23 protein-coding genes are annotated in these 23,415 nt (G+C 38.5%); 5 read left to right on the top strand and 18 right to left on the bottom strand.

Features of this window, described 5'->3' with window-relative positions:
* Positions 1-62 precede the first annotated feature (62 nt).
* A complete protein-coding gene (gene ystJ, locus MMB69_RS00620; protein WP_277447018.1) occupies positions 63-1,292 on the bottom strand; it encodes an NADP-dependent malic enzyme in 1,230 nt (409 codons plus the stop codon).
* A gap of 203 nt (positions 1,293-1,495) precedes the next feature.
* Positions 1,496-4,846, bottom strand: a complete 3,351-nt coding sequence (gene dnaE / locus MMB69_RS00615; RefSeq protein WP_277447017.1) for a DNA polymerase III subunit alpha — start codon at positions 4,844-4,846, stop codon at positions 1,496-1,498.
* Between the two features lie 141 nt (positions 4,847-4,987).
* Here dnaE and ytrH point away from each other — a divergent pair, with 141 nt between their 5' ends.
* Together ytrH and ytrI are read left to right on the top strand one after the other, a co-directional pair.
* The gene (gene ytrH / locus MMB69_RS00610) at positions 4,988-5,323 is read left to right on the top strand and encodes a sporulation membrane protein YtrH (RefSeq protein ID WP_013059455.1); all 336 of its coding nucleotides are present in this window, start codon (positions 4,988-4,990) and stop codon (positions 5,321-5,323) included.
* On the top strand, positions 5,320-5,838 hold the full coding sequence (gene ytrI, locus MMB69_RS00605) for a sporulation membrane protein YtrI (RefSeq protein ID WP_221784674.1): 519 nt from the start codon (positions 5,320-5,322) through the stop codon (positions 5,836-5,838). The genes ytrH and ytrI overlap by 4 nt, the downstream gene beginning before the upstream one ends.
* A 38-nt stretch (positions 5,839-5,876) precedes the next feature.
* Here the strand turns inward: ytrI and MMB69_RS00600 are convergent, their stop codons facing one another.
* Complete coding sequence (locus tag MMB69_RS00600; RefSeq protein ID WP_221784675.1) at positions 5,877-6,815, bottom strand: DHH family phosphoesterase; 939 nt, start codon at positions 6,813-6,815, stop codon at positions 5,877-5,879.
* Positions 6,816-7,065: 250 nt separating this feature from the next.
* Between MMB69_RS00600 and MMB69_RS00595 the strand changes: the two genes are divergently transcribed.
* Positions 7,066-7,362 (top strand): YtpI family protein, encoded by a 297-nt coding sequence (locus tag MMB69_RS00595; RefSeq protein WP_221784676.1) that lies wholly within the window; start codon positions 7,066-7,068, stop codon positions 7,360-7,362.
* Between the two features lie 26 nt (positions 7,363-7,388).
* Here MMB69_RS00595 and MMB69_RS00590 read toward each other — a convergent pair whose 3' ends face one another.
* From MMB69_RS00590 to MMB69_RS00560, 7 genes are all read right to left on the bottom strand, one after another.
* On the bottom strand, positions 7,389-8,705 hold the full coding sequence (locus MMB69_RS00590; protein WP_221784677.1) for a CBS domain-containing protein: 1,317 nt from the start codon (positions 8,703-8,705) through the stop codon (positions 7,389-7,391).
* Between the two features lie 81 nt (positions 8,706-8,786).
* Entirely contained in the window at positions 8,787-9,023 is a 237-nt protein-coding gene (locus MMB69_RS00585; RefSeq protein ID WP_277447016.1) for a hypothetical protein, read from the bottom strand.
* Between the two features lie 412 nt (positions 9,024-9,435).
* Positions 9,436-10,113, bottom strand: a complete 678-nt coding sequence (locus MMB69_RS00580; RefSeq protein ID WP_277448036.1) for a metal-dependent hydrolase — start codon at positions 10,111-10,113, stop codon at positions 9,436-9,438.
* A 113-nt stretch (positions 10,114-10,226) separates the two neighbouring features.
* Positions 10,227-11,348 carry an alanine dehydrogenase gene (gene ald / locus MMB69_RS00575; RefSeq protein ID WP_221779443.1) on the bottom strand — a complete coding sequence of 374 codons (1,122 nt, stop codon included), beginning with the start codon at positions 11,346-11,348 and terminating at the stop codon, positions 10,227-10,229.
* Positions 11,349-11,498: 150 nt separating this feature from the next.
* The gene (locus MMB69_RS00570; RefSeq protein WP_013059463.1) at positions 11,499-11,666 is read right to left on the bottom strand and encodes a hypothetical protein; all 168 of its coding nucleotides are present in this window, start codon (positions 11,664-11,666) and stop codon (positions 11,499-11,501) included.
* A 152-nt stretch (positions 11,667-11,818) separates the two neighbouring features.
* Positions 11,819-13,207 carry an argininosuccinate lyase gene (gene argH, locus MMB69_RS00565; RefSeq protein ID WP_013059464.1) on the bottom strand — a complete coding sequence of 463 codons (1,389 nt, stop codon included), beginning with the start codon at positions 13,205-13,207 and terminating at the stop codon, positions 11,819-11,821.
* On the bottom strand, positions 13,204-14,412 hold the full coding sequence (locus MMB69_RS00560; RefSeq protein ID WP_033579611.1) for an argininosuccinate synthase: 1,209 nt from the start codon (positions 14,410-14,412) through the stop codon (positions 13,204-13,206). The genes argH and MMB69_RS00560 overlap by 4 nt, the downstream gene beginning before the upstream one ends.
* Positions 14,413-14,726: 314 nt before the next feature.
* Between MMB69_RS00560 and MMB69_RS00555 the strand changes: the two genes are divergently transcribed.
* Positions 14,727-15,041, top strand: a complete 315-nt coding sequence (locus MMB69_RS00555) for a hypothetical protein (protein ID WP_221784681.1) — start codon at positions 14,727-14,729, stop codon at positions 15,039-15,041.
* Between the two features lie 25 nt (positions 15,042-15,066).
* Here the strand turns inward: MMB69_RS00555 and MMB69_RS00550 are convergent, their stop codons facing one another.
* The 8 genes from MMB69_RS00550 to sppA all read right to left on the bottom strand — a co-directional run bounded on the left by MMB69_RS00550 (position 15,067) and on the right by sppA (position 22,451).
* Positions 15,067-15,909 carry an EcsC family protein gene (locus tag MMB69_RS00550; protein ID WP_028411795.1) on the bottom strand — a complete coding sequence of 281 codons (843 nt, stop codon included), beginning with the start codon at positions 15,907-15,909 and terminating at the stop codon, positions 15,067-15,069.
* Positions 15,910-16,140: 231 nt separating this feature from the next.
* The gene (locus tag MMB69_RS00545; protein ID WP_013059468.1) at positions 16,141-17,331 is read right to left on the bottom strand and encodes an acetate kinase; all 1,191 of its coding nucleotides are present in this window, start codon (positions 17,329-17,331) and stop codon (positions 16,141-16,143) included.
* 196 nt (positions 17,332-17,527) lie between these two features.
* Positions 17,528-18,520 carry a class I SAM-dependent methyltransferase gene (locus MMB69_RS00540; protein ID WP_277447015.1) on the bottom strand — a complete coding sequence of 331 codons (993 nt, stop codon included), beginning with the start codon at positions 18,518-18,520 and terminating at the stop codon, positions 17,528-17,530.
* A 147-nt stretch (positions 18,521-18,667) separates the two neighbouring features.
* Positions 18,668-19,201: a thiol peroxidase gene (gene tpx / locus MMB69_RS00535; protein WP_042452765.1), complete on the bottom strand. Its 534-nt coding sequence runs from the start codon at positions 19,199-19,201 to the stop codon at positions 18,668-18,670.
* Between the two features lie 138 nt (positions 19,202-19,339).
* Positions 19,340-19,807 carry a GerW family sporulation protein gene (ytfJ, locus tag MMB69_RS00530; RefSeq protein ID WP_057244975.1) on the bottom strand — a complete coding sequence of 156 codons (468 nt, stop codon included), beginning with the start codon at positions 19,805-19,807 and terminating at the stop codon, positions 19,340-19,342.
* A 13-nt stretch (positions 19,808-19,820) separates the two neighbouring features.
* Positions 19,821-20,519: a DUF2953 domain-containing protein gene (locus MMB69_RS00525; protein ID WP_257042299.1), complete on the bottom strand. Its 699-nt coding sequence runs from the start codon at positions 20,517-20,519 to the stop codon at positions 19,821-19,823.
* Between the two features lie 407 nt (positions 20,520-20,926).
* The gene (locus MMB69_RS00520; protein WP_277447011.1) at positions 20,927-21,430 is read right to left on the bottom strand and encodes an RDD family protein; all 504 of its coding nucleotides are present in this window, start codon (positions 21,428-21,430) and stop codon (positions 20,927-20,929) included.
* A gap of 10 nt (positions 21,431-21,440) precedes the next feature.
* The gene (gene sppA / locus MMB69_RS00515) at positions 21,441-22,451 is read right to left on the bottom strand and encodes a signal peptide peptidase SppA (protein ID WP_221784685.1); all 1,011 of its coding nucleotides are present in this window, start codon (positions 22,449-22,451) and stop codon (positions 21,441-21,443) included.
* Positions 22,452-22,600: 149 nt separating this feature from the next.
* On the opposite strand from sppA, the gene MMB69_RS00510 reads away from it, so the two are divergent.
* Positions 22,601-23,401 (top strand): NAD kinase, encoded by an 801-nt coding sequence (locus MMB69_RS00510; RefSeq protein ID WP_013059475.1) that lies wholly within the window; start codon positions 22,601-22,603, stop codon positions 23,399-23,401.
* Positions 23,402-23,415 lie beyond the last annotated feature (14 nt).

Here is a 23,415-nt window from a genome sequence, read left to right as displayed (position 1 = left end):
TTACATTACTTTAACAGGCATGCTTGAAGCATCATGCCTGTCAAAGAACAGTTGATGTAACCTTATTCAATAATCGCTAAGCGACGTGTGTTTTCAGCTACGGCTTCTGGCTTTACTTTTATTCGGGCAACGCCTGTTTCCATAGCTGCTTTTGCAACAGCGGCGGCTACTGCCGGAGCCACTCGTGCATCAAATGGACCTGGAATCACATAGTCTGTATTCAAGTCCTCTTCCGTAATTAAATTAGCAATGGCCTCAACTGCAGCCATTTTCATTTTTTCATTAATATGAGTAGCACGTACATCTAGTGCACCTCGGAATATCCCCGGAAACGCTAGGACATTGTTCACTTGATTAGGAAAATCAGAACGTCCGGTGCCGATTACTTTCGCGCCAGCTTTTTTAGCTTCTTCTGGCATAATTTCAGGCACCGGATTTGCCATTGCAAAAATGATTGGGTCTGGATTCATCTTTCCAATCATCTCCGGTGTGAGTGCTCCTTCAACCGAAACTCCAATAAATACGTCAGCTTCTTCTAACGCATCAGCTAACGTACCTTCTACTCTGCTTCGATTTGTATAGGCTGCAACTTCATCTTTTATACGGTTCATGCCGTGAGGACGCTTGTCATAAATCGTTCCTTTGGAATCACACATAATGATATCGCGCACTCCATAGCTGTATAATAATTTAATAATAGCAATGCCAGCAGCTCCTGCTCCATTCGCTACCACTTTGATTTGTGACATTTTTCTTCCTGTCAGCTTCAGGGCATTAAGAAGACCCGCTACCGTAACAATAGCCGTCCCATGCTGATCATCATGAAAAATCGGGATATTTGTTTCCTTTTTCAACCGCTCTTCAATTTCAAAACAGTTCGGAGCCGCAATATCTTCTAAATTAACGCCTCCAAAAGTAGGTTCTAGCAATTTAACAGTTTCTATAATTTTGTCCACATCTGTCGTGTTTAAACAAATTGGGAATGCATCTACGCCGGCAAAACTTTTAAAAAGGACAGCTTTCCCTTCCATTACTGGCAGAGCAGCTTCAGGACCTATATTGCCCAAGCCCAATACGGCAGTGCCATCAGATACAACAGCTACCATATTTCCTTTCATCGTATATTCATATACATTGTTTACATCATCATATATTTCTTTGCAAGGTTCTGCTACACCAGGGGAATAAGCAAGGCTTAAATCCTCTGCGTTTCGAACAGGAATTTTGGACTTTGATTCTAGTTTACCTTTGTTAATGCGGTGCATATGCAATGCTTCTTCACGTAAAGACAATGAATTTCACTCCCAATAAACAAAATGATAACAAATACTGCGCCTGAACCATGTTCTTTCCCACACTACTCATATGATGTTATAAATCCAATTGCATTTCATTTCAAGAAAAACGCATCTAATTCGTATATTTCATAAAAAACGGTGGTCAGACCACTTTTTTAACTATTTTACCATATAACATCACATGAAATCTGTAAAGACTATATCTTCTTGAACACTACGTGCTTCTCTCCCAGCATTGCTTTTAAAGTTTTTATTAACTCATCGCTTCGTTCAATAGAATAGTGAACGGGAAGCTTGACCAATTGACGTTCTGCCTCATAATAAATTTTTACGGGGATTTTCCCTCTATGAGACTGAAAATGCTGGTAAATAGTTTGAAGCAGCTTTTCTGTACCTTGCTTTGTTTCTATACGTAAGTATAATTCTTCTGACGGTAGTTTTTGAACCGCCTCGCTAGCAGCTTCAGCACGTTGACAAACAATTTGCTGCTGCCCATTTCTTTCATCTATCTTTCCTTGTATCAGTAAAACCTTACCTTGTTCAAACAGCAGACGATTCTGCTCGAATACGCGGGGAAACGCGACAACTTCTCCTTCTCCACTTTCATCCGTGATGCGTAAAAAGGCCATTTGCTCTCCTTTTTTCGTTCGAATGACGCGAATTTCCAACACAAATACTAAAAGAGAGACCGCTTTTCCTGAAGCGTATTCTTTCATATCGTGAAGAGAAACAACAGAATAAAAGGAATTTAGTGCTTCATACTGAGAAGCAGGGTGGCTTGATAAATAAAAACCTAGCATATCTTTTTCATACTGAAGCCGATCTTCTATTTTCAGTTCCTCTTTTTCCATATATTTAGGCTTTAACGAAAATTCAGCTCCAAATCCAAAGTCATCATCTGGGAGTACCAAGCTTGCATGTTCAAATGCTACATCAATCGTTGCTAATAAAGTAGCTCGATTTTCTCCAAACTCATCAAAGCCTCCAGACAGAATCAAAGCTTCAAGCGCCTTTTTATTCACGGCTTTTTGTGAAACACGGGCACAAAAATCAAATAAGTCTTCAAATCTTTTTTTCTTTCGCTCTTCTGTTATTTCCTGCATAGCTGCTGCACCAATATGTTTAATCGCTGCAAGGCTATACCTTATACTTTCACCTTCTACGTTAAACGAATACATGCTCTTGTTAATAGAAGGTGGGAGAACTTGTATTTTTTTTCTTTTTAGTTCATTAATATATTGAGCAATTTTCCCTTCGTTTCCAATAACGCTCGTTAGTAAAGCTGAAAAGAACTGTAGCGGGTAATGTGCTTTCAAATAAGCTAACTGATAGGCTACCATACTGTAAGCAACGGCATGACTTCGGTTGAAGCCATAATCAGCAAAACGCACAATAAGGTCATACACTCGATTAGCAACGGATAGGTCATATCCTTTCTTCTTGCTTCCTTGGATAAAATGAGCTCGTTCACGATCCAGCACTGCCCGTTCTTTTTTACTAACTGCTCTTCTCAACAAATCTGCTTCTCCAAGAGAAAAACCGGCCATTTTTGAAGCAATCTGCATAATTTGCTCTTGATATACGATAACTCCGTGCGTGGATTGTAAAATGTCTTTAAGCGTAGGATGATCATATATTACCTTCTCCACTCCATGCTTGCGCTTAATATAGGTTGGAATATTTTCCATCGGACCAGGTCTATACAGCGCGTTAACTGCTACAATATCTTCTAGCTCTGTAGGTTTTAATTGCTGAAGTACTCTTCTCATTCCATCTGACTCTAGCTGAAAAATACCCGTCGTATCCCCTTTACTCAGCAGTTCAAAAGTTTTCTGATCGTTAAACGGTATATGAGACAGTGACAGCTTTCGATTCATGTCCCGCTCAATTTTCTTTAAAATATGATCTAAAATGGTTAAGTTGCGCAAACCTAAAAAGTCCATTTTCAAAAGTCCAACGTCTTGCAGAGCCTCCATTGGATATTGAGTTAAATATACATCATCATGTCCTTCTTGTACGGCTACAGATTGCGTCAGAGGCTTCTCACTAATCACAACGCCTGCTGCATGCGTAGAAGTATGCCTTGGCAGTCCTTCTATCTTCATAGCAATGTTGTACCATTGTTTTCTGGCTTCATTTTCAGATAAATAGTCTTGAAGAACTCTTGAATCGCGAAGAGCGCTTTTTAACGTTGTACCTGGTTTAGTTGGAATCGCTTTGGACATTTTGTTGAGCGCCTCTTGATCATATCCCATCACTCTCCCTACATCACGTACAGCTGCTTTAGCTGCTAATGTTCCAAATGTAATGATTTGAGCTACGTGCAGCGCTCCATATTTTTGAGCCACATACTGAATGACTTGATCTCGTTTGTTATCAGGAAAATCAATATCAATATCAGGCATCGAAATACGTTCAGGGTTTAAAAAGCGCTCAAATAAAAGCTGATGCTGAATTGGATCAACATTTGTAATTCCCAAGGCGTATGAAACCAGTGAGCCTGCCGCTGAACCACGGCCTGGGCCCGTTAGGATACTGTGTTCATGAGCATAATTCATAAAATCCCATACGATAAGAAAGTAATCACTAAAGCGCATATTTTCAATAATGTTCAGCTCATAATCCAAGCGTTCCTCATATTGTTCCGTGACCACTTGAACTCTTTCTTGCAATCCTTTTTCGCAGAGAGTGCGCAAATAAGTTGATGATGTAACAGACGGGGGAACAGGATATTTTGGAATGGACATTACGCCTAGAGAAATTTCGAGCTCGCATCGTCTTGCGATTTTTATACTTTCTTCTATTAAAAAATGCTGGTCATGAAAGAGATCTTCCATTTCATCAGGTGATTTGAAATAGTACTCGCTGCTCTTACTTTTTACCTCTTCATCGCTATGTAATTTCTCTCCGTCTCGAATAGCTGCTAAACACTCATACGCATCCCGATCTTCTTTTTTTAAATATTTCACTTGATTCGTCGCAACAAGCGGGATATTTTCTTCAGCAGCAAGTTCCGTTAACTGCTGATTTATAAAAGCTTCATCCTGTCCGTGGCGCTGTATCGATATATAAAAAGACTGTGAATATACTTTTTTAAAGAATTGAAGCACTCGCTTAGCATCTTGAAGTTTTTTTTCTGCTAGCAGGGTTTCAACTTCTCCAGTTACACCGGGTGTAATAGCAATCAACCCGCCGTTGTAATGATGGAGCCATTTTTTATTTACACCGTGTTTTTCCTTGGTTTGAACTAAACTGCTTAGTTTTAATAGATTTTCATATCCCTTATCATTTTCCGCTAACAAAACTAAAGGGTACGCTCGCTCGCTTTCTTCATGTTCTAAGATTGATAATGTGAGCCCAATAATTGGCTTGATTCCCGCTTTCTCGCAGGCTTTATAAAAAGGAATGACTCCGTACATCACGTTTTCATCAGTCAAAGCAATCGCTTCATAGTTCATTTTCTTAGCTGTTTCTACAAGTTCATGAATACGAACGGAACTGCTTAGTAAGCTATAAGAACTTTGAAGCTGCAAGTGAACAAAAGGCACAGGACTTCCCACCTTTCTTTAATTCTTTATTCTTATTATAAATTTTGTTGCCGGCGTAGACAAATTACATAACTCTGAGCGTTTGTCCATATATATGTAGGAAGCGTGATTCATTGATAAAATAGTAAAGGAGGACACGTCATGACAAAAGAGCCTTTTATGTCTCTTTTCATTTGGAGTTACTTCACTTCATTAGGTATTATTTTAGGCGGTTCATTAATTGGAGCATTTGCGGGGTTTTTAATTGGAAAATCTCCTTTATACGTCATGCATACCCTCAGCAATAGTTTAAAAATCTGGGCAATTGTCGGAGCAATTGGAGGAACATTTGATACGTTTTACAGCTTTGAGCGCGGACTCTTTGAAGGAGCCACAAAAGATGTATTCAAACAAATCCTTTTAATTCTATCCGCTATGGGAGGAGCTCAGACCGGGGCTCTTATCATCAAGTGGTTAACTCAGGAGCATTTTGTATGAGGGTACCCAGCGAGCGAATGTTCAAGCGCTCCGACTGGCAGCGTTTTTTTGCCGGTATAGTCATTGGAGCAATTGTTAGCTGGGGGGTGTTTTTAACGATTTACGGCGTTTCAAGAGATAGAGAGCTAGAAGAAGTTCGAATTGCTAATGATAAGCTAGAAAAAGCAAATTTGCAAATTAGCGCATGGCAAGAAGATGTAAAAGCATTAAACAAGGAAATGAAGCAGCATTTGATTATTCAGAATGTGAAAGTAAAATTAGTAAACGGTCATCGTTATAAAGTAAACTCTGTGGTTGAATACAATATTCAAAAAAGCGTCGACGAAGAAGCACAGCACTTAATTGCCCAAGATATTGAAAGTGCGTATCGAAGCAGGGATATCTTAAAAAAAGCAATTGAAAATAAAAAATACGAATTCGATAAAACGATTTATGAAGTTGAAGTTCATCAAATTTATTTTTATACAACGCTTTCGATTGAAGTTCGAATTAAAAAGATGGAAAAAGTACTGTAAAAAGCCGCTGATTTAAAATCAACGGCTTATTTTACAAATTACTCCTGACTGCAGAGCTCTTCTAAATCATGTAGTAAAGGCTCTACTTCTTCCCATGAATCAATGGAAGCTCCGGACGCAAGAGGATGGCCTCCTCCGTTGTATTTTCTAGCAATTGTATTAATGACAAGCTCTTTTGAACGCAGGCGAACACGAATTTGATTTTCTTCCTCCACAAAAAACACCCACGTTTTTACTCCATCAATTTGCCCTAACGAACCGACTAGCTGAGAGGCATCAGCTGGTGTCACATCATATTTGCGAAGAATTTCATTTGGAATTTTCATATGAGCAACTCCTGATGGAGACATCGTAAAGTTTTGTAGCACGTATCCATGTAAGTGAGCGACGTTTTCTTTTGTTTTGTATAACTGATCATATACATCTTTAAAATTGAAACCATATTGAATCAATTCACTTGCATAGCAAAACGTTTTGGGCTTTGTATTTGGAAATAAAAATCGACCCGTATCTCCGACGATACCGCTGAAGATCAGCTTTGCTCCTTCATCATTCAGAGATAACCCCTTTTCTTTTCCTTCCAAGTAAAATTCATAAATCATTTCGCTTGTTGAAGAAGCAGACGTCTCAACCCAAAGCAAATCACCGTAAGGAGTTTGGTTTGGATGGTGATCAATTTTAATGACCATTTTTCCATTTACGTAGCGCTGATCTGATACTCGTGCTTCATTAGCCGTATCACAAACAATAACAAGCGCATCCTCATAGGTCTCATCAGCGATATCATCCATCCGGTATAAAAATTTTAATGACTCCGCTTCTTCTCCCGTTACGTATACCTTCTTCTCCGGAAAAGATGTTTTTAACAATTCCGCTAATCCGCACTGAGATCCGTATGCATCTGGATCTGGACGAATGTGCCGGTGAATAATGATCGTGTCAAACTGCTTAATAGCTTCTAATATTTGTGCTTTCATTTTCTCTCTCCTGTCAATACTGTTCTTGTTTTATGTACGCACCACATGCACTTACATTTCCACAGCGCTGTATCCATATTATTTATTAAATCATATCTCTTCTCTTTTTTAAAAGAAGAATCAATCAATAGTAGAATTTTCTGTCATCGACCTGTAAAATAATAGATACTACTGTAAACACTTTCAACACTACTGATTACTAGCATCTAGAACATTACGGATAGAAATACACCGGACTGGAGGGGCGTCTGTGCCATTTTTTATGATTTTAATCGTTGTGTCCTTTGTTTTCTACATGTATTTAAAAGTAAAATATGTACGTTCGAAACGCCCAATGGAACGAAAGTGGATTTCCGCTAAGTCGAGTATTTGTCTTGGCTCTTTTGTATTATTTTTTGGAGTCAATCAATGGTTTATTTACGAAACAAACCTTTCGCTTATCATCGGCATACTATTTGTATTGTTCGGTTCAGGCAGCATATTAGCAGGTATCAAAGCTTATAAGTACTATCAGCCTTATGCAATAAAAGAAGCTGATCAAATGTAAAAGAAGCTGCAGAGCAGCTTCTTTTTTTATACTCTGTCCAATAACTGAGCCATCATCATCGCTTTCCCTACTACGACCCCAGCATTGTAGACTTCTACATCTAATTTAGCAAACTTCCGACCAAGTTCTAATAGCTTAGGACGAATTTCAATTACGCTTTCAATTTGAACTGGCTTAATAAAATAAACGGTGATGTTTTCAATAACCAAATCACCTTTTTTATATAAGCGAAGAACACGATTGGCGGCTTCCGTTACAATAGTAGTGAAAACCCCGTATGAAATAGTCCCCATATAATTCGTCATTTGCGGCGTTACTTCACAGCGATACACCGGTGCTTCTTTTGTCTCTTGTACATCCATAAATTGATTGGTGACAATGTCGTCAATGGTTTCTCCTACCTGCGGTTGACGCTGAATCATTTGCAGCGCCTTTAAAACATCTTGACGGCTGATAATGCCCTCTAGCCGGTGGTAATCATCCACTACAGGCAGCACTTCAATCCCTTCCCATACCATCATATGCGCAGAAGAAGCGACCGATGTTTTCCCGTGAACGGTCATCGGATTTTTCGTCATTACTTTTTCAATTGAAGTAGAAAGGTCATATCCAATAACATCTTTTGAGGTGACCATACCGTGAACTTTCATATGCTGATCCACTACAGGAAAACGGCTGTGGTGAGTCTTATCATTACATTCATGCCATTTTTCAATCGTATCGGTTAACTGCAAGCTAACCGCTTCAGAGATAGGTGTTAAAATATCCTCTACAAGCACAATTTCTTTTTTTATCAGCTGATCATAAATAGCACGATTAATCATTGTTGCCACTGTAAACGTATCATAGCTCGTTGAAATAATAGGAAGCTTAAGATCATCCGCAAGCTTCTTAACCCATTCTTCCGTATCAAAGCCGCCCGTAATTAACACGGCTGCTCCTGCTTCAAGAGCTAATTCATGAGCGTTTACTCGATTCCCAACGATAAGAAGGTTTCCGGCCTCGGTATATCTCATCATAGCATCAAGCTTCATCGCTCCAATAACAAACTTGTTTAACGTTTTATGCAAGCCTTCACGTCCGCCCAGCACTTGTCCATCCACGATGTTTACTACTTCAGCAAACGTGAGCTTTTCAATGTTTTCTTTCTTCTTTCGTTCAATTCGAATGGTTCCAACTCGTTCAATCGTTGAAACATATCCTTTATTTTCTGCGTCTTTTATTGCTCGGTACGCCGTGCCTTCACTGACATTCAGTTCTTTGGCAATTTGGCGCACTGAAATTTTTTCACCAATTGGAAGCGAATCGATATACTGTAAAATTTGCTCATGTTTTGTCGCCACGTGTACTTCACCCTTCTAAAACGTTTTTACGTTTCATATGTCTTTTCTTTTATTATACGGGGGAAGTGAAATGGATTCAATCTAACCTCTTTGACGCAAAGGCTTTCTCACACTATTTTTTTGAATACTCGCCTTCTTGCGGCGCGGTGCATAAAGCAGTGATGACAAATTGCCTCCAGCTACAAAAAGAGCAAAGGTAAGCCAGCTTATACTAAAAATTCCTTGCAAACTCGAAGTTGTTAACACTAAGTGCGGCATTGCATAGTAAAGCATCACTCCGCATAGTAAAAGCGATAAAATAACTCGATTTTTCTCCATAGCTCTCCCTCCTTATTATTACTATCGTATGCAGGGAAGTAAAAAAAGCAGAACGTTTCTTTGCAAATAAAAAGAGATTAAGACATAACTGCATCGATTCAATCTAAAGACGAACAAATGTGAGACATGAGCTGAACCGCTTGTGACACCGCAGTTGATTTCCGTGCAAGACTTCGCTTTCCACAGGCGGTCGGTGAGCCTCCTCGTCGCTTGCACTCCTGTGGGGTCTCACCTATTCCGCTTTTCCCCCCGGAGTCTTCGTCTTACCCTCTAATCAACAGCTAGAAGCCGCTGCATATACGAAACCTACGTTCACCATAACAATAAAAAAAGAACAAGTGATCGATATTATCGATTACTCGTTCTTTTTTGACTTTAACTGAAATCTTTTTGTCCCAGCCTCTATTTATGATTAAAGTTCCAATCTTTCTCCAACTTTTAACACTTTTCCTTCAATACCGGATAAAGACTCAACAAATTGATGAGGATCTTGCTTAATTACAGGAAATGTATTGTAGTGAATTGGCACAACAAGCTTTGCCTGCACCCATTCCGCTGCGATAGCCGCATCTTCAGGTCCCATTGTAAAGTTATCTCCAATTGGAAGAAATGCTACGTCAGGCTCATGGCGACCAATTAACTTTAAATCAGAAAATAAAGCCGTATCTCCAGCATGATAAATTGTCTTTCCTTCAATCGTTAAAAGCAAACCAGCTGGCATTCCTGTATAAATAATTTTCTCATTATTTTCTTTATAACTTGAACCGTGGAAAGCTTGGGTCAATTTCACCGTGCCAAAATCAAATGTATAGGCTCCGCCTATGCTCATTGGATGTACGTTTAAACCTTGCCAGCTAAGATATGTAGCTAATTCTGCTACTGCCACAACAAGTGCACCGCTGCGCTTAGCAATTTCCACCGTGTCGCCTACATGATCATTATGGCCATGAGTCAGTAAAATCACATCTGCTTTTACATCTTCAGCATTTAAATCTGTTAATTCATTTCCAGTGATAAACGGGTCAATTAAAATTGTTTTTCCTTTTGTTTCAATTTTAACAACAGAATGTCCATGATAAGAAACGTGCATCATATATTCTCTCCTTTTACACTAACCTTTTCTATATTCTACCCGTCTGTTTTGGTTACAAAACAAGTGAATACGCGGCTATCATATCACAAACTGCGCAAAAACATGCCTTATTATGCTTGCTCTAATAAAGTTGTTGCATCAGCGTAAGTTAGACCGTGTGCATCTGCCACAGCCGCGTAAGTGACAAACCCATTTAGGGTGTTGATGCCTTGAAGAAGGGAAGGGTTTTTTAAGCACGCTTTTTTATATCCCTGATTTGCTATTTGCAGAGCATAAGGAACCGTTACGTTGGTCAGCGCTAAGGTCGACGTACGTGGAACAGCTCCGGGCATATTAGCAACAGCATAATGCAAGACCTCATGCTTCGAATAAGTCGGGTTATCGTGAGTGGTAATACGATCAGTTGTTTCAAAAATTCCCCCTTGATCAATAGCAATATCAACTACAACGGACCCTTTTAACATCGTTTGAACCATTTCCTCGGTGACAAGCTTTGGCGCTTTAGCTCCTGGTATGAGAACCGCTCCTATCACTAAATCTGACTCTTTTACAGATTGTGCGATATTGTAGTGATTTGACATTAATGTCGTCACTTCTTTACCAAATAAATCATCAAGCTGGCGAAGGCGATCAGCGTTTAAATCAATTATTGTAACATCAGCCCCTAATCCGACCGCAATTTTAGCAGCGTTGGTTCCTGCTACTCCTCCTCCAATAATTGTTACTTTTCCTCTTTGCACGCCTGGAACTCCACTTAATAAAATCCCTTTGCCACCTTTGGTTTTCTCCAAAAATTGAGCTCCGATCTGAGAAGACATTCTTCCTGCAACTTCGCTCATCGGAGTTAACAGAGGCAAGCTTTTGTTTGGAAGCTGTACAGTTTCATAAGCGATGCCTACCACCTTTTTATCAATCAATGCTTTCGTTAATGCTTCTTCAGCTGCCAAATGTAAATAGGTAAACAAAATAAGTCCTTCACGAAAATATCCGTATTCTTCTGAAATCGGTTCTTTTACTTTCATAACCATTTCAGCATCCCATGCTTCTTTTGCAGTATTTACAATAGAAGCTCCTGCATTTGTGTAATCTTCATCATGGAATCCAGATCCTTCTCCTGCCTGTGTTTCAATATATACATCATGCCCACCGTTAACTAAAGCTGTAACACCAGCTGGAGTAATAGCCACGCGATTTTCATTGTTTTTTACTTCTTTCGGCACTCCAATTTTCACCTTTATCCCTCTTTTCTTATATCAGTGATTAACTGAAAAAAGAACGCCACACCAAATCCTTTAGAAAACCGGATTTACTATGACGTTACCTTTCGATAGAGCTCAGCATAATCCTGCTTTTCTTAGTCTATATACAGTATATGCATCTAGTTATTCATATAGTTCGTTATCACTCTGTGCTTCTGGATTTTCCACTACAGAAGCCATAGCATCGCCAATGACGCCGCTTGAATAAGAATCCATTAGCTGTCTTGATGTCTCTTTTTCTCCTTCGAAATCATATTCATATACATGCTGCGGATGTTTTTTGTCTTTCATACGTCACTTCTCCTTTTTCACTTTATTGTAAACTTTACTTCATAATCCCTTACATGATCTTTTCTATTTTCTTCTTAAATGCTCTAGTTATACCATTTATCTCACATCAAAAAACGCCCGCAGATTTTTCTGCGGACGTTTTGATAACTTTTTTATATCGATGTTTTTTCATGCAATTCATCTTTAGCTAGCTGAATTGCTTTTTTTACTTGTTCAAATCCTGTTCCTCCCGCGCTATTGCGGCGATTAACAGCTGTTTTTGGACTTAATACATGATAGATGTCTTCCTCGAATAAATCTGATGCTTCCTTATATTGTTCAAGCGGCAAATCCATTAGGTAGATATTTTTCTGAATACAAACGAGAACCAGTTTCCCAACCACTTCATGTGCTTCACGAAACGGCATACCTTTTGAAGCAAGATAGTCAGCTAACTCCGTTGCATTTGAAAAATCTTGTTTCGTAGCTTTTTCCATAACATTTGTTTTTACTGTCATTGTTTCGATCATGCCAGCAAAAATAGTCAAACATCCTTCAATCGTTGTAACCGTATCGAACATGCCTTCTTTATCTTCTTGCAAGTCTTTGTTGTATGTTAAAGGCGTGCCTTTTAACACAGTCAATAAGCTAAATAAATGACCATATACTCGTCCTGTTTTACCACGAATTAACTCCGCCATATCAGGATTTTTCTTTTGAGGCATGATACTGCTGCCCGTTGCGTACGTATCATCCATTTCAATAAATTGAAACTCTTGACTAGACCATAAAATTAACTCTTCACAAAAACGAGATAAATGCATCATTAAAATAGAACTGTTGCTTAAAAACTCTAAAATAAAGTCACGGTCGCTGACAGCATCCATACTGTTTTGATAAATTCCATTAAAGCCTAGAAGCTCCGCGCTGTAATGACGATCAATTGGAAATGTCGTACCAGCTAAAGCTCCTGCTCCTAAAGGAGATAAATCAATACGCTTCAGTGATTCCGCATAACGCTCAGCATCACGCTTAAACATTGAAACATACGCCATTAAATGATGAGCAAAAGAAACCGGCTGCGCGCGCTGTAAATGTGTGTAGCCTGGAAAAATAGTTTCGACATGCTGATCTGCTTTTGTAAGCAATACATCTTCTAGATTTTCGATCAGTCCTACAATTTGTTGAACATGCTTTTTTAAATATAAGTGCATATCTGTAGCAACTTGATCATTACGGCTTCGACCCGTATGAAGCTTACCTCCAACCGGACCAATTTCATCAATTAATAGCTTTTCTAAATTCAAATGAATATCTTCATATTGAGCAGAAAATGTTAATTCTTTCTTCTTAGCTTTTTCAAGCAGTGTTTGAAGGCCTTTTTTAATTTGTGACGCTTCATCTCCAGAAAGAATGCTGCATTTCTCAAGCATTGTTACATGTGCTAAACTGCCTTCAATATCTTCTTCTACAAGATGCTGATCAAATGAAATTGACGCACCGAACTCGTCAATCCATTGTTCAGGGCGTTTCGTAAAACGCCCTCCCCAAAGTTTGGTCATACCGTTGTCACCTTCTTTTGATTTACCATGCTGCTCACTTGTGTTGGAAGACCCCATAATGAGATAAAACCAACTGCTGCATTGTGATCAAATTCATCTTCTTTTGTATATGTTGCAAGTTTTTCATTGTATAAAGAATTAGGAGATTTACGTCCCTCTACGATAGCATGCCCTTTAAATAGTTTTACTCTCACTGTTCCGTTCACATATTGCTGCGTGTCTTTTAAGAATGCAAGCAGGGAATTTGTTAATGGAGAGAACCATAAACCTTCATAGATAACTTCTGTTAATTTTTTCTCAATCACTGGTTTGAAGTGCGCTACTTCTTTCACTAATGTTAAATCTTCAAGCTCTTTGTGTGCTTTGATTAATGTCATAGCAGCTGGACACTCATATACTTCACGTGATTTGATTCCCACAAGACGGTTTTCTACATGGTCAATACGTCCGACTCCGTGCTTACCTGCAATTTCATTCAATTCTAGAATTAACTGAGCTAGCGTATAAGATTGACCATTTAATGCTACTGGAACACCTTCAACGAATTCAATTTCTACTACATCGGCTGTGTCCGGAGTATTTTCAAGAGAAGCTGTTAGGTCATATGCTTCTTCAGGTGGAGCTGCCCAAGGATCTTCAAGAACGCCACACTCATTACTTCTTCCCCATAAGTTTTGGTCAATTGAAAATGGGCTGTCTAAGTTAATTGGAATTGGAATATTCTTTTCTTTTGCATACTCGATTTCTTCCTCACGAGACCATTTCCAGTCACGAACAGGAGCTAAAACTTCTAAATGCGGATTTAATGCTTTAATTGATACTTCGAAACGCACTTGGTCATTTCCTTTTCCCGTACATCCATGTGCGACAGCTACTGCATTTTCTTGTTCTGCTACTTCTACAAGCTTTTTAGCGATTAGCGGTCTAGATAGTGCAGATACTAATGGATATTTTCCTTCATATAATGTGTGTGCTTGAAGTGCTGCTAACGCAAATGTATTGGCATATTCTTCTTTTGCATCAATCACATATGATGATACCGCTCCAACTGTTAAGGCTTTTTCTTTAACGAATTTTAAATCTTTTCCTTCGCCTACATCTAAACAGCAAGCTACCACATCGTACCCTTTTTCCTGTAACCATTTAATTGCAACTGACGTATCTAAACCTCCGGAATATGCTAAAACAACTTTTGGATTACTCATTATCTATTCCTCCTACAAATTATATATATATTAATACAACCGTTTTAATTTTTATTCATTTAATCTACTATTACTTTAACAACTTTTTAATCTATTTTCAATAGTTATTCAAAAAAAAGTATATAAATTCACATTTATTTTAATTTAACAGGGTGAAATCTCTTAAAATACTGTAAAAATAAACATGGATGAATATTCTTTTCTTACATACCGTGTATATTTATATGCATAAATCAAGTATAAATGATTTATTTTTCACTTACAGTAGCTCTGGCTTTTGTCATTGTATAAAATGGAAGGGAAGAGGTGAAAAAATGGAGCGCTTTTTTACTTATGACAACAGACTTGGTATAAAAATTCCTGCTCTTGAAAGAGAATGGACATTCTATTCTGAAAAAGTTCAGCAGGATATTCTCCTAACATGGGAATCCATTCGGGGGCAGATCCCAGACAAAATTCAATCTTTAGAAAAGAGTATTAATCAAAAACAGGCGGCGTTAGAAGATGAGACTAATTTTATCCGCTCCTGTGAATTAAATAGCGAGATAGGAGAACTTGCTTCTATTATTAATGATTTGTGGATTTGGTATCGAACAAATGAGGAAATATCAAGAAAAGTTCACGGATAGACAAAAAAACGAGTCTCATGAAAAATTAATGAGACTCGTTTTTCTTATCTAACAAATAGCGGTATTGATAAAAGCGCTTTGCATAATCTGTCACTTGCTTGGCCATTCGATAATTCATCCCTCCGCCAACCATCATACTCACAATTGGCAAACGATTATAAACTTTTCGCTTCGCAGCAAATATAGCTAGCGTTTTCCCGATTTGCACAACGATTTTTTGCAGCCACGTTTTATCTACAATTTGATCAACACCTTCATAAAAATACGGGTCAAATTCTTGGCTCAACTCACTCTTTAATTGATGCCACCCCTCAGCCTGAAGGTGTCTAGGTAACGTTGCTGCATGGAAAACTTTTAGCGTTAGCATCAGCTCTGAAGGAGTCTGGATATGATAGCCGTAGCTCATTGCTGCCTGTTGCACCGCTTGAATATTCATGCATAAAACAGCAGGTATATCAATACCGACTAGCAGCGATTGTCCGGTTCCTGAAAGTGCTCCTTGACTCAGCGCATACAATCGAAGCTTGGCCATTTGCTGTTCGCATATATAAGAAAGCTGATCTACTTGAAGGGAATTCATTTCTGACAGATCTGTGATATCCTCTTTGAATACACGAGCGGTTTCAATAATTCGTTTTGTCGCTTGAGTTTGCATTTCCGTACCTTGAATTAATGCAGTTAACTGAAAGAGTCCCTCATCAATTTTATGTAAATAGGTCTCACGAACAGAAGCTGGAATTAAGTTAAGCCCTTTTTCTAACCACTCTTCGTATAATAACTCCATCTCAGTTGCTTCTACACTCTGTAAGCTCTCTTCCCATTTATAGATTTCTTCTAAAAGCTGTTCTTCGCGATTCGTTAGTATCATCATGTCACCCTTTCAAGAAATGAGTAGTTTTATTTTTATTATAACAAATAATGCATCCGTTACATTTTGCTTCCTATATTATTTCTTTCTTCTATACGTTGTAAACCTTCTTTCAATCGTCAGCTACTTACGCTATATAAAAAAGCTGATTTCCTAACAAGGAAATCAGCTTTTCGTTAGTTTGCCTGACAATTTATGAGAATTCATGCATTGAAGAGGCACTTTATGAACTTAAATATTCGCTAAACGAGTAACGTCACGTGCAATCATAACTTCTTCGTCTGTAGGAATAACCATAACTTTAACTGGAGAATGAGGGTAGCTAATAAATGCTTCTTCTCCTTGTACACTATTTAAAGCTGGATCCCAATAAACGCCCATGAACTCTAAACCGCGAAGAACGCGAGCACGTACAACATCACTGTTTTCTCCAATACCTGCTGTGAAGATGATTGCATCTACACCAGACATACGAGCAGCATAAGAACCGATATATTTATGAATACGGCTAGCAAATACTTCAAGTGCTGTTTCAGCGCGTTCATTGCCTTCAGCGCTTGCTTTGATTAGATCGCGTAGGTCACTAGAAATACCAGATACACCTAAAAGACCACTTTCTTTATTTAATACATTTAATACTTCGTCAGCAGTTTTTCCTGTTTTCTCCATAATAAATGGAATTAATGCAGGGTCAATGTTACCTGAACGAGTTCCCATTGCTACACCAGCTAATGGTGTGAAGCCCATTGATGTATCAATTGACTTGCCGCCTTCAATTGCAGCGATACTTGCACCGTTACCTAAGTGACAAGAAATTAAGCGTAATTGTTCGATTGGACGGCCAAGAAGCTCAGCTGCACGCTCAGAAACATATTTATGAGATGTGCCGTGGAAACCGTATTTACGAACGCCATACTTTTCATAGTACTCGTACGGTAAGCTGTACAAGAATGATTTTTCTGGCATTGTTTGATGGAATGCTGTATCGAAGACTGCCACAGCTGGAACATTTGGAAGAATATCTTGGAACGCTTTAATTCCCACAATGTTTGCTGGGTTGTGAAGCGGTGCTAAATCAGATAAAGCTTCAATTTCCGCTAGTGTTTCATCTGTGATTAAAACAGAATCAGCAAATTTCTCTCCGCCGTGTACTACACGGTGACCTACACCAGTGATTTCATCGTATGATTGAATGATGTTTTGAGAAAGTAACTTTTCAACTAAAATTTTAACTGCAACAGCATGGTCAGGGATTTCTGTAATATCCGTTTGTTTTTCACCATTTACCGAGATCGTGAAAACAGCGTTATCTAAACCAATTCGTTCTACTAAACCTTTTGTTAATACCGTCTCACTTGGCATTTCAAATAATTGAAACTTAAGTGAAGAACTGCCGGCGTTGATTGCCATGATTTTTGACATAAAAAAACAGCTCCTTCTTTATTATACGTGCATCATAAACATAACGAACAGAACATAAAAGTGTAATCTCTACAATATTCTATGCATTTCGACACGATTTCTATCCTTATTCATTTAATCATTCACGACAATAGATTTCAAGAGCTATACATCATGAAAACGCTACCGGCAAATATTCATTATTTTCGAAAAAGACTTACTTTTTATTCACTCGGAACCATTGGTCCATTTGAGCCATAATATCACTCATTGCTTCCCGATTGCTGAACTTCGGCAAATTCACAAGCAGCGCGTTTTCAGGTGCTGTTACTCCTTCTCCCTGCTTTTGAAGAACCATAATACTTTTAGCAGCCTGCTCTTGTTTGAACATCGAAAGTGGCAGCTGAATAATCCCTTGCACGATTGCTTCCTCTTTTAAGAGCGGCTGTAATAAATGAGACTGTTCAGATTCAAACAAGTTATTTGGAATAAGAGCCACTACGTATCCTCCGTCTTTTACATGACGCAAGCTTTGTTCAATAAATAAGTGATGAGCATAAGTGTGACCTTCTTCAGCTCTTACTTTATACTCTTTTGCCCCTTCGTCGTTTGGATAATAACCAACCGGCAGGTCACAGACAACTAAATCCACAGGATCAATAAAAAGCGGCTGTAAGCTGTCTTGATTGAATAGTTGAACGCCGTGCTTCTGTAAATTTGCATTTACATATGTTAATTGAAGTAATAAATCATCCACGTCTACACCGTATACGTGTTCAATTGACGCAGCGTGTGTGTTTAAAATGGTTGTTAATAAATTCCCTGCTCCTACTGCGGGATCTAAAAGCGTATATTTATCTTTTCCTGCCATGAACTTTCCAACTAGATAGCTGACAAATAGTCCTACAGCATCCGGCGTCATTTGATGGTTAGGCTGAACTGCTTCTTTCATGCCTTTTAAAATAGCCAGCTGATACGCTTTTCGAATCGTTTCTTTTTCAAAATGATCAAGCGTGATTGAATCGTATTCTTTTTTTAAACGTTTTTTAGTTACCTCATCTAGCTCTTCTTGTAAAATAGTTCCTTGAAACAAATTTTCTCCCGTTTCAGCTACTGCTTCTAAATATACGCAGTTTAGTTCTTTTCTTAAAATAATAGCTGTTTGATCAATTACACCAAATAGCTTTTCCATACTAACTAACTGACTCATATTCTGCCTCCTGTGTAATGAAATAATATCTATATAAATGAGTAAACGTCCTATTTGGAACATCATATTTTATCATAAAAACTTCTTAAAACACAAAGAAGGCGAAAAACATTGTTTTCCGCCTTCTGCCGAACGCCACTGACAATCTTACTTAGCTGTTTTAGCTGCTTCGATTGCTGCTTCGTAGTTCGGATGCTCAGTTACTTCTGGTAAGTACTCAACATACGTTACGTTGTCATTTGAGTCTACTACAAAGATTGAACGAGCTAATAAGCGTAATTCTTGAATAGCTACACCATATGCTTCTCCGAAAGATAAGTCGCGGTGGTCAGATAAAGTTTGAACATTATCAATGCCGTTAGCACCACACCAGCGCTTTTGAGCAAACGGTAAATCTACGCTTACTGTTAATACTTTTACGTTATCTAATTTAGCCGCTTCTTCGTTGAAGCGACGAGTTTGCGCATCACAAACTCCAGTATCAATAGAAGGAACTACACTAATTAGGCGAACAGAACCCTTTGTGCTGTCAAGCGTTACTTCTGATAAATCATTTGCTAAAACCGTAAAGTTTGGCGCCTTGTCTCCAACCTTTACTTGATTTCCTAACAATGTTACATCGTTACCTTTAAATTTAGTCACGAATAATTCCTCCTTTAAATAAGTATGTACACTGTTCATATTAGCTTGTCTGTCTCTATATTGCAATTAAATGACATACAAAACATGGAGCTGTATCCTAAAAAATAAACGCAAAAAAAAAAGACTTTGCCTGCTTCTTTTACCGTTTGAAGAAGCAAGCAAAGCTTTATATTATTTCTACAAATTAAAATCATTTGAACTGTCATGATGCTGACTTTGTTGATTGTGCTGATCTTGCTGATGATTGTTGCGCTTGAACATTTGCTGCACGCGTTCAATTGCTTGAGGTGCTGTATCTAGAATCTTTTCATATAAATGTGTACTTTCGTTAAGGTGAAGCATTTTAATTCCGCTTCCACTCACAATTAAAAAGGCGATTGGCGTAATCGATACACCGCCACCGCTACCTCCGCCAAACGGATGACCTGATTCTTGCTGATGCTGTCCTGGAGAAGATGGTGCATGCCCTTCTACTCCAAACTCGCTTCCGCCCGCTGCAAAACCAAAACCTACTTTTGAGACAGTTAAAATAACACTGCCATCAGGTGTTTCTACAGGATCACCAATGATTGTATTAACATCAATCATTTCCTTTAAATTTTCCATAGCTGTCGACATTAAACTTTTAATTGGATGTTCTGCCATTAAGATAACCTCCTTATGTTTTCACAGAGTGTGTCTTGTTCTTATTTGACGACTTCCATCTTTTGCGACGCTTTTTGGACGTATGCCGCCAGTATCTCAAGGTCCGTAAACCTACTAGAATAGCTTGACCAACTCGAAAAGAAATTATGCACTCAAATACCGTTTCTGACCAAAGATGTTGAAATACAGGAGTAACGCTCATGACAGGCATATCTTTTAATTTCATATAACGGCTGATTATACCAACTATGCCCCCCTTTGCAGACCATACAGCCCCGGTAAGTACGCCTGTTAACGCAGCATCACCTAAGCCGAAACGGCTGTGCCATCTAATATCACTTACCGTCACTTTCTGTAAGAAACGACGAAAAATTTTATGAAAACCGACTACCTGTTCAAGGAATTGCTTCGCATTTTCTAACATGCTTAACCCGTCTTCTACAGAATAATCACTCCATGAATTCTCGTCTTCTTTTCCTTGATCACCCATTCCTTTCTTCTTTTCAACAAGCAAACGAGGAGAATCTTTTTTTACTTTCACTACCGGAATTTCATATGTATAGCGAATAAGACCAAACCAAGCCCTGAGTCTCACTCTGTAATAATCGTTATCTCGGACATGATGAAGCTCTACAAATAGCGTGATTTTTGTCCATACAATAAGTACAATAACAATTAAAAGTGCTAGCAATATCCATAAAAGCCATAGCACATCCTTCACTCCTTCTTAGCTTCACATTATCTCCAAAACACAGAATATTAAACCTTATGAAAACAATAAAAAGAGGTTGAGACATAACGAAATGAATCCAATTTAAAGACGAACAAATAGTATACATGAGCTTAACCGCTTGCGACACCGCAGTTGATTTCCGTGCAAGGCTTCGCTTTCCGCGGGCGGTCGTTGAGCCTCCTCGTCGCATATGCTCCTGTGGGGTCTTACCTGCTCCGCTTTTCCCCCAGGAGTCTTCGCCTTGCCCTCCACTCAACTGCTAGAAGAATCTAAACAAATGAAACCTGCGTTTACCATAACCAAAAAAACGCACCACGAATCAAAAGTCTTGATCAGTGGTGCGTTTTTCACTTCGTCTAAAACCCTTTTGTCCCAGCCTCTTTTTATTATCTGCTGATTGTACCTTCATGTATGACAGTTGTATCTGCGTAGTAATCATGAGCTCCTTGCTTCTTAGGTAAAAACGCAACTAATAAATAGCCAAGTAAAAAAACTGTTTTAGAAATATAGCGTCCAACTCCTTCACGAAACAGCACAACAGGCCAAGTTAAAGTGGAGTCTTTCAGCGATACTACTTTAAGCCCAAACACCATCTTTCCAAGCGTTTGTCCAAAATACTTGGTCATTAAAACAAAATAACCATAAAAGATAATAACCGTTACAATCGTATAGGGAGAAAAAAATCCATCTCCTCGAGAAATACCTGCTAAATGGAAAATGGGCTTGATCAGCAGAGAGTTCAAGCTAGCTACCACAGCTAGATCTAAAAGATATGCCCAAAAGCGCATCCAAAAGCCTGCATAATGGAATTCACTACTTATTGGAGTACTTACCCCTGGCTCATGTTTTATATTGTCATTTGATTCGGTTGAATGAGACTGATTTTCCATGTTCTCACCTCTATTCTGCATATAAATACATCAGACGCGGAGAGCTTGGCTGCGCAAATGTTTTTAACATTGCAGTAACTTGTTCATCTCCACCTATTACTTTTTGCATGCTCATTGAAAGCCAAGAAGGCAGTCCGAATCCTTGATTGTATTGAATTACTTGTGCACCTTTTAACTTATAATCTTTCTCCATTCCTGTTACCGCATCTTCAAAATAGCCTAGTTGATCAACCAGCTTCAGCTCTTTAGCCTGACGTCCATCGTACACTCGTCCATCTGCGATAGAACGCACTTTTTCTTTAGACAAGTGACGTCCCTGAGAGATAACATTGACGAAACCATCGTACGAGTTGTCTACAAGTGTTTGCATAATTTCTTTTTCTTCTCCGGTCATTTCCCTTGTTGGAGACATAATATCTTTATGAGCTCCGCTTTTGATAACAACAGATTCTACTCCTAGTTTATCAGCCAGCTTGCCGTAGTTAACGCTTTGCATAATTACACCTAGTGAACCTGTTAAAGTGTCCGGGATTGCATAGATTTTATTAGCAGCTGTTGAAATGTAATAGCCTCCTGAAGCAGCCATTGATCCCATTGAAATATACACTGGCTTTTTCGTTTCTTTCTTCAGCTCTTCAATTTTTTTATGTATTTCAGCACTTTCAACGACGCCGCCGCCCGGTGAATTCACCTTAATAATGACTCCTTTAACTGCCTTATCATTTTTTGCAGCCTCTAGCTGCTTTAAAAACGCTTGGTGGTTATAACCATTTTGGGACATAAGCGGAGAGGAACCGCTTCCTGTATCTTGAATCGTTCCATTGACCTCTAGCACTGCAATTTTCTTAGCTGCATTCCCTTTTTCGATAACTGTTTCTGATAGTTCGCTGTCGTCTCCTCCAAAGATGCCTGCCAGACCGTCATCTTTTTCTTCTTTGACTGAAAAACCAATATTAACAATCGCAGAAAAAATGAATAAGCAGGCCGCAATTAAAAGAGCAATCCACCTTTTTTTGTTCATGAAAATCCTCCTTTTTAGGTGTCAGAATTAAAAGATTATTCTTTTAATTCTTAAAGCAATAATGCTATAATTATTGTAACAAACTTTTTTTAAAAAGTTTACTTTATCGCTAATATTTTACATATCAGACAAACAAGGGGGAACTATCTATGCCAAATCGCCGCAACGTTTATTTCTTTCATCCAAAAAACCAGGAAACAAAGGCACTTGTAAGTCCACTTATTGAACTTGCAAAACAATATGACTTTCAAGTAGTAGATCATTTCGACAGCGCTAACATCATTGTAAGTATTGGCGGTGACGGAGCTTTCTTACAGGCTGTCCGTCAATCTGGCTTTCGAGATGACTGCTTATATGCTGGTGTCACAACTTCAGATCAACTAAGCTTTTACTGCGATTTTCATATCGATGAAACGGATAAAATGATTGAAGCTATTACGACAGAAAATATAGAAGTACGTCGATTTCCCGTTTTACAAACTCAAATTGATCAAGGAACTTCTTTTTATTGCTTAAATGAATGTTCGATTCGATCAGGTGTTATAAAAACACTCAGTCTAGATGTTTTTATTAATGAAAATCACTTTGAAACATTCCGTGGGGATGGGATGATTATTTCAACACCAACAGGCAGTACGGCTTATAATAAATCGGTAAGTGGAGCCGTAGTTGATCCGTTAATTCCTTGTATGCAAGTCAGCGAATTGGCATCGTTAAATAATAATAACTATCGTACATTAGGATCTTCATTCATCCTAAGCGCTGAGCATACGCTCACTTTAAAACTATCCAATGACAACAACCACAGTCCAATTATTGGAATAGATAACGAAGCATTAAATGCACGCCAAGTTGATCAAGTTCAAATTCGTTTAAGCGACCGTCAAATTAAAACGGTTAAACTGAAAGATAACTCTTTCTGGCAACGAGTTAAGCGTACATTTCTATAATAAAAAGCGCCCAA

Origin of the sequence: Priestia sp. P5, assembly GCF_029522155.1 — a bacterium.
GTDB classification, from domain to species: Bacteria; Bacillota; Bacilli; order Bacillales; family Bacillaceae_H; genus Priestia; species Priestia megaterium_E.
The sequence above is the reverse complement of the archived record's forward strand: the minus strand, read 5'-3'. Positions and strand labels throughout refer to the sequence as shown.

Excerpts from the sequence above, each read along its gene's own strand:
- MMB69_RS00560 (WP_033579611.1), bottom strand. The coding sequence starts at position 14,412 with ATGAGTAATCCAAAAGTTGTTTTAGCATATTCCGGAGGTTTAGATACG.
- MMB69_RS00540 (WP_277447015.1), bottom strand. The coding sequence starts at position 18,520 with ATGAGTCAGTTAGTTAGTATGGAAAAGCTATTTGGTGTAATTGATCAA.
- MMB69_RS00510 (WP_013059475.1), top strand. The coding sequence starts at position 22,601 with ATGCCAAATCGCCGCAACGTTTATTTCTTTCATCCAAAAAACCAGGAA.
- tpx (WP_042452765.1), bottom strand. The coding sequence starts at position 19,201 with ATGAACAGTGTACATACTTATTTAAAGGAGGAATTATTCGTGACTAAA.
- MMB69_RS00550 (WP_028411795.1), bottom strand. The coding sequence starts at position 15,909 with ATGATACTAACGAATCGCGAAGAACAGCTTTTAGAAGAAATCTATAAA.
- MMB69_RS00585 (WP_277447016.1), bottom strand. The coding sequence starts at position 9,023 with ATGGAGAAAAATCGAGTTATTTTATCGCTTTTACTATGCGGAGTGATG.
- ytrH (WP_013059455.1), top strand. The coding sequence starts at position 4,988 with ATGACAAAAGAGCCTTTTATGTCTCTTTTCATTTGGAGTTACTTCACT.
- MMB69_RS00580 (WP_277448036.1), bottom strand. The coding sequence starts at position 10,113 with ATGCACGTTTCTTATCATGGACATTCTGTTGTTAAAATTGAAACAAAA.
- MMB69_RS00555 (WP_221784681.1), top strand. The coding sequence starts at position 14,727 with ATGGAGCGCTTTTTTACTTATGACAACAGACTTGGTATAAAAATTCCT.
- ytfJ (WP_057244975.1), bottom strand. The coding sequence starts at position 19,807 with ATGGCAGAACATCCAATTAAAAGTTTAATGTCGACAGCTATGGAAAAT.
- MMB69_RS00545 (WP_013059468.1), bottom strand. The coding sequence starts at position 17,331 with ATGTCAAAAATCATGGCAATCAACGCCGGCAGTTCTTCACTTAAGTTT.
- argH (WP_013059464.1), bottom strand. The coding sequence starts at position 13,207 with ATGACCAAACTTTGGGGAGGGCGTTTTACGAAACGCCCTGAACAATGG.
- ytrI (WP_221784674.1), top strand. The coding sequence starts at position 5,320 with ATGAGGGTACCCAGCGAGCGAATGTTCAAGCGCTCCGACTGGCAGCGT.
- sppA (WP_221784685.1), bottom strand. The coding sequence starts at position 22,451 with ATGAACAAAAAAAGGTGGATTGCTCTTTTAATTGCGGCCTGCTTATTC.
- MMB69_RS00600 (WP_221784675.1), bottom strand. The coding sequence starts at position 6,815 with ATGAAAGCACAAATATTAGAAGCTATTAAGCAGTTTGACACGATCATT.
- MMB69_RS00570 (WP_013059463.1), bottom strand. The coding sequence starts at position 11,666 with ATGAAAGACAAAAAACATCCGCAGCATGTATATGAATATGATTTCGAA.
- MMB69_RS00520 (WP_277447011.1), bottom strand. The coding sequence starts at position 21,430 with ATGGAAAATCAGTCTCATTCAACCGAATCAAATGACAATATAAAACAT.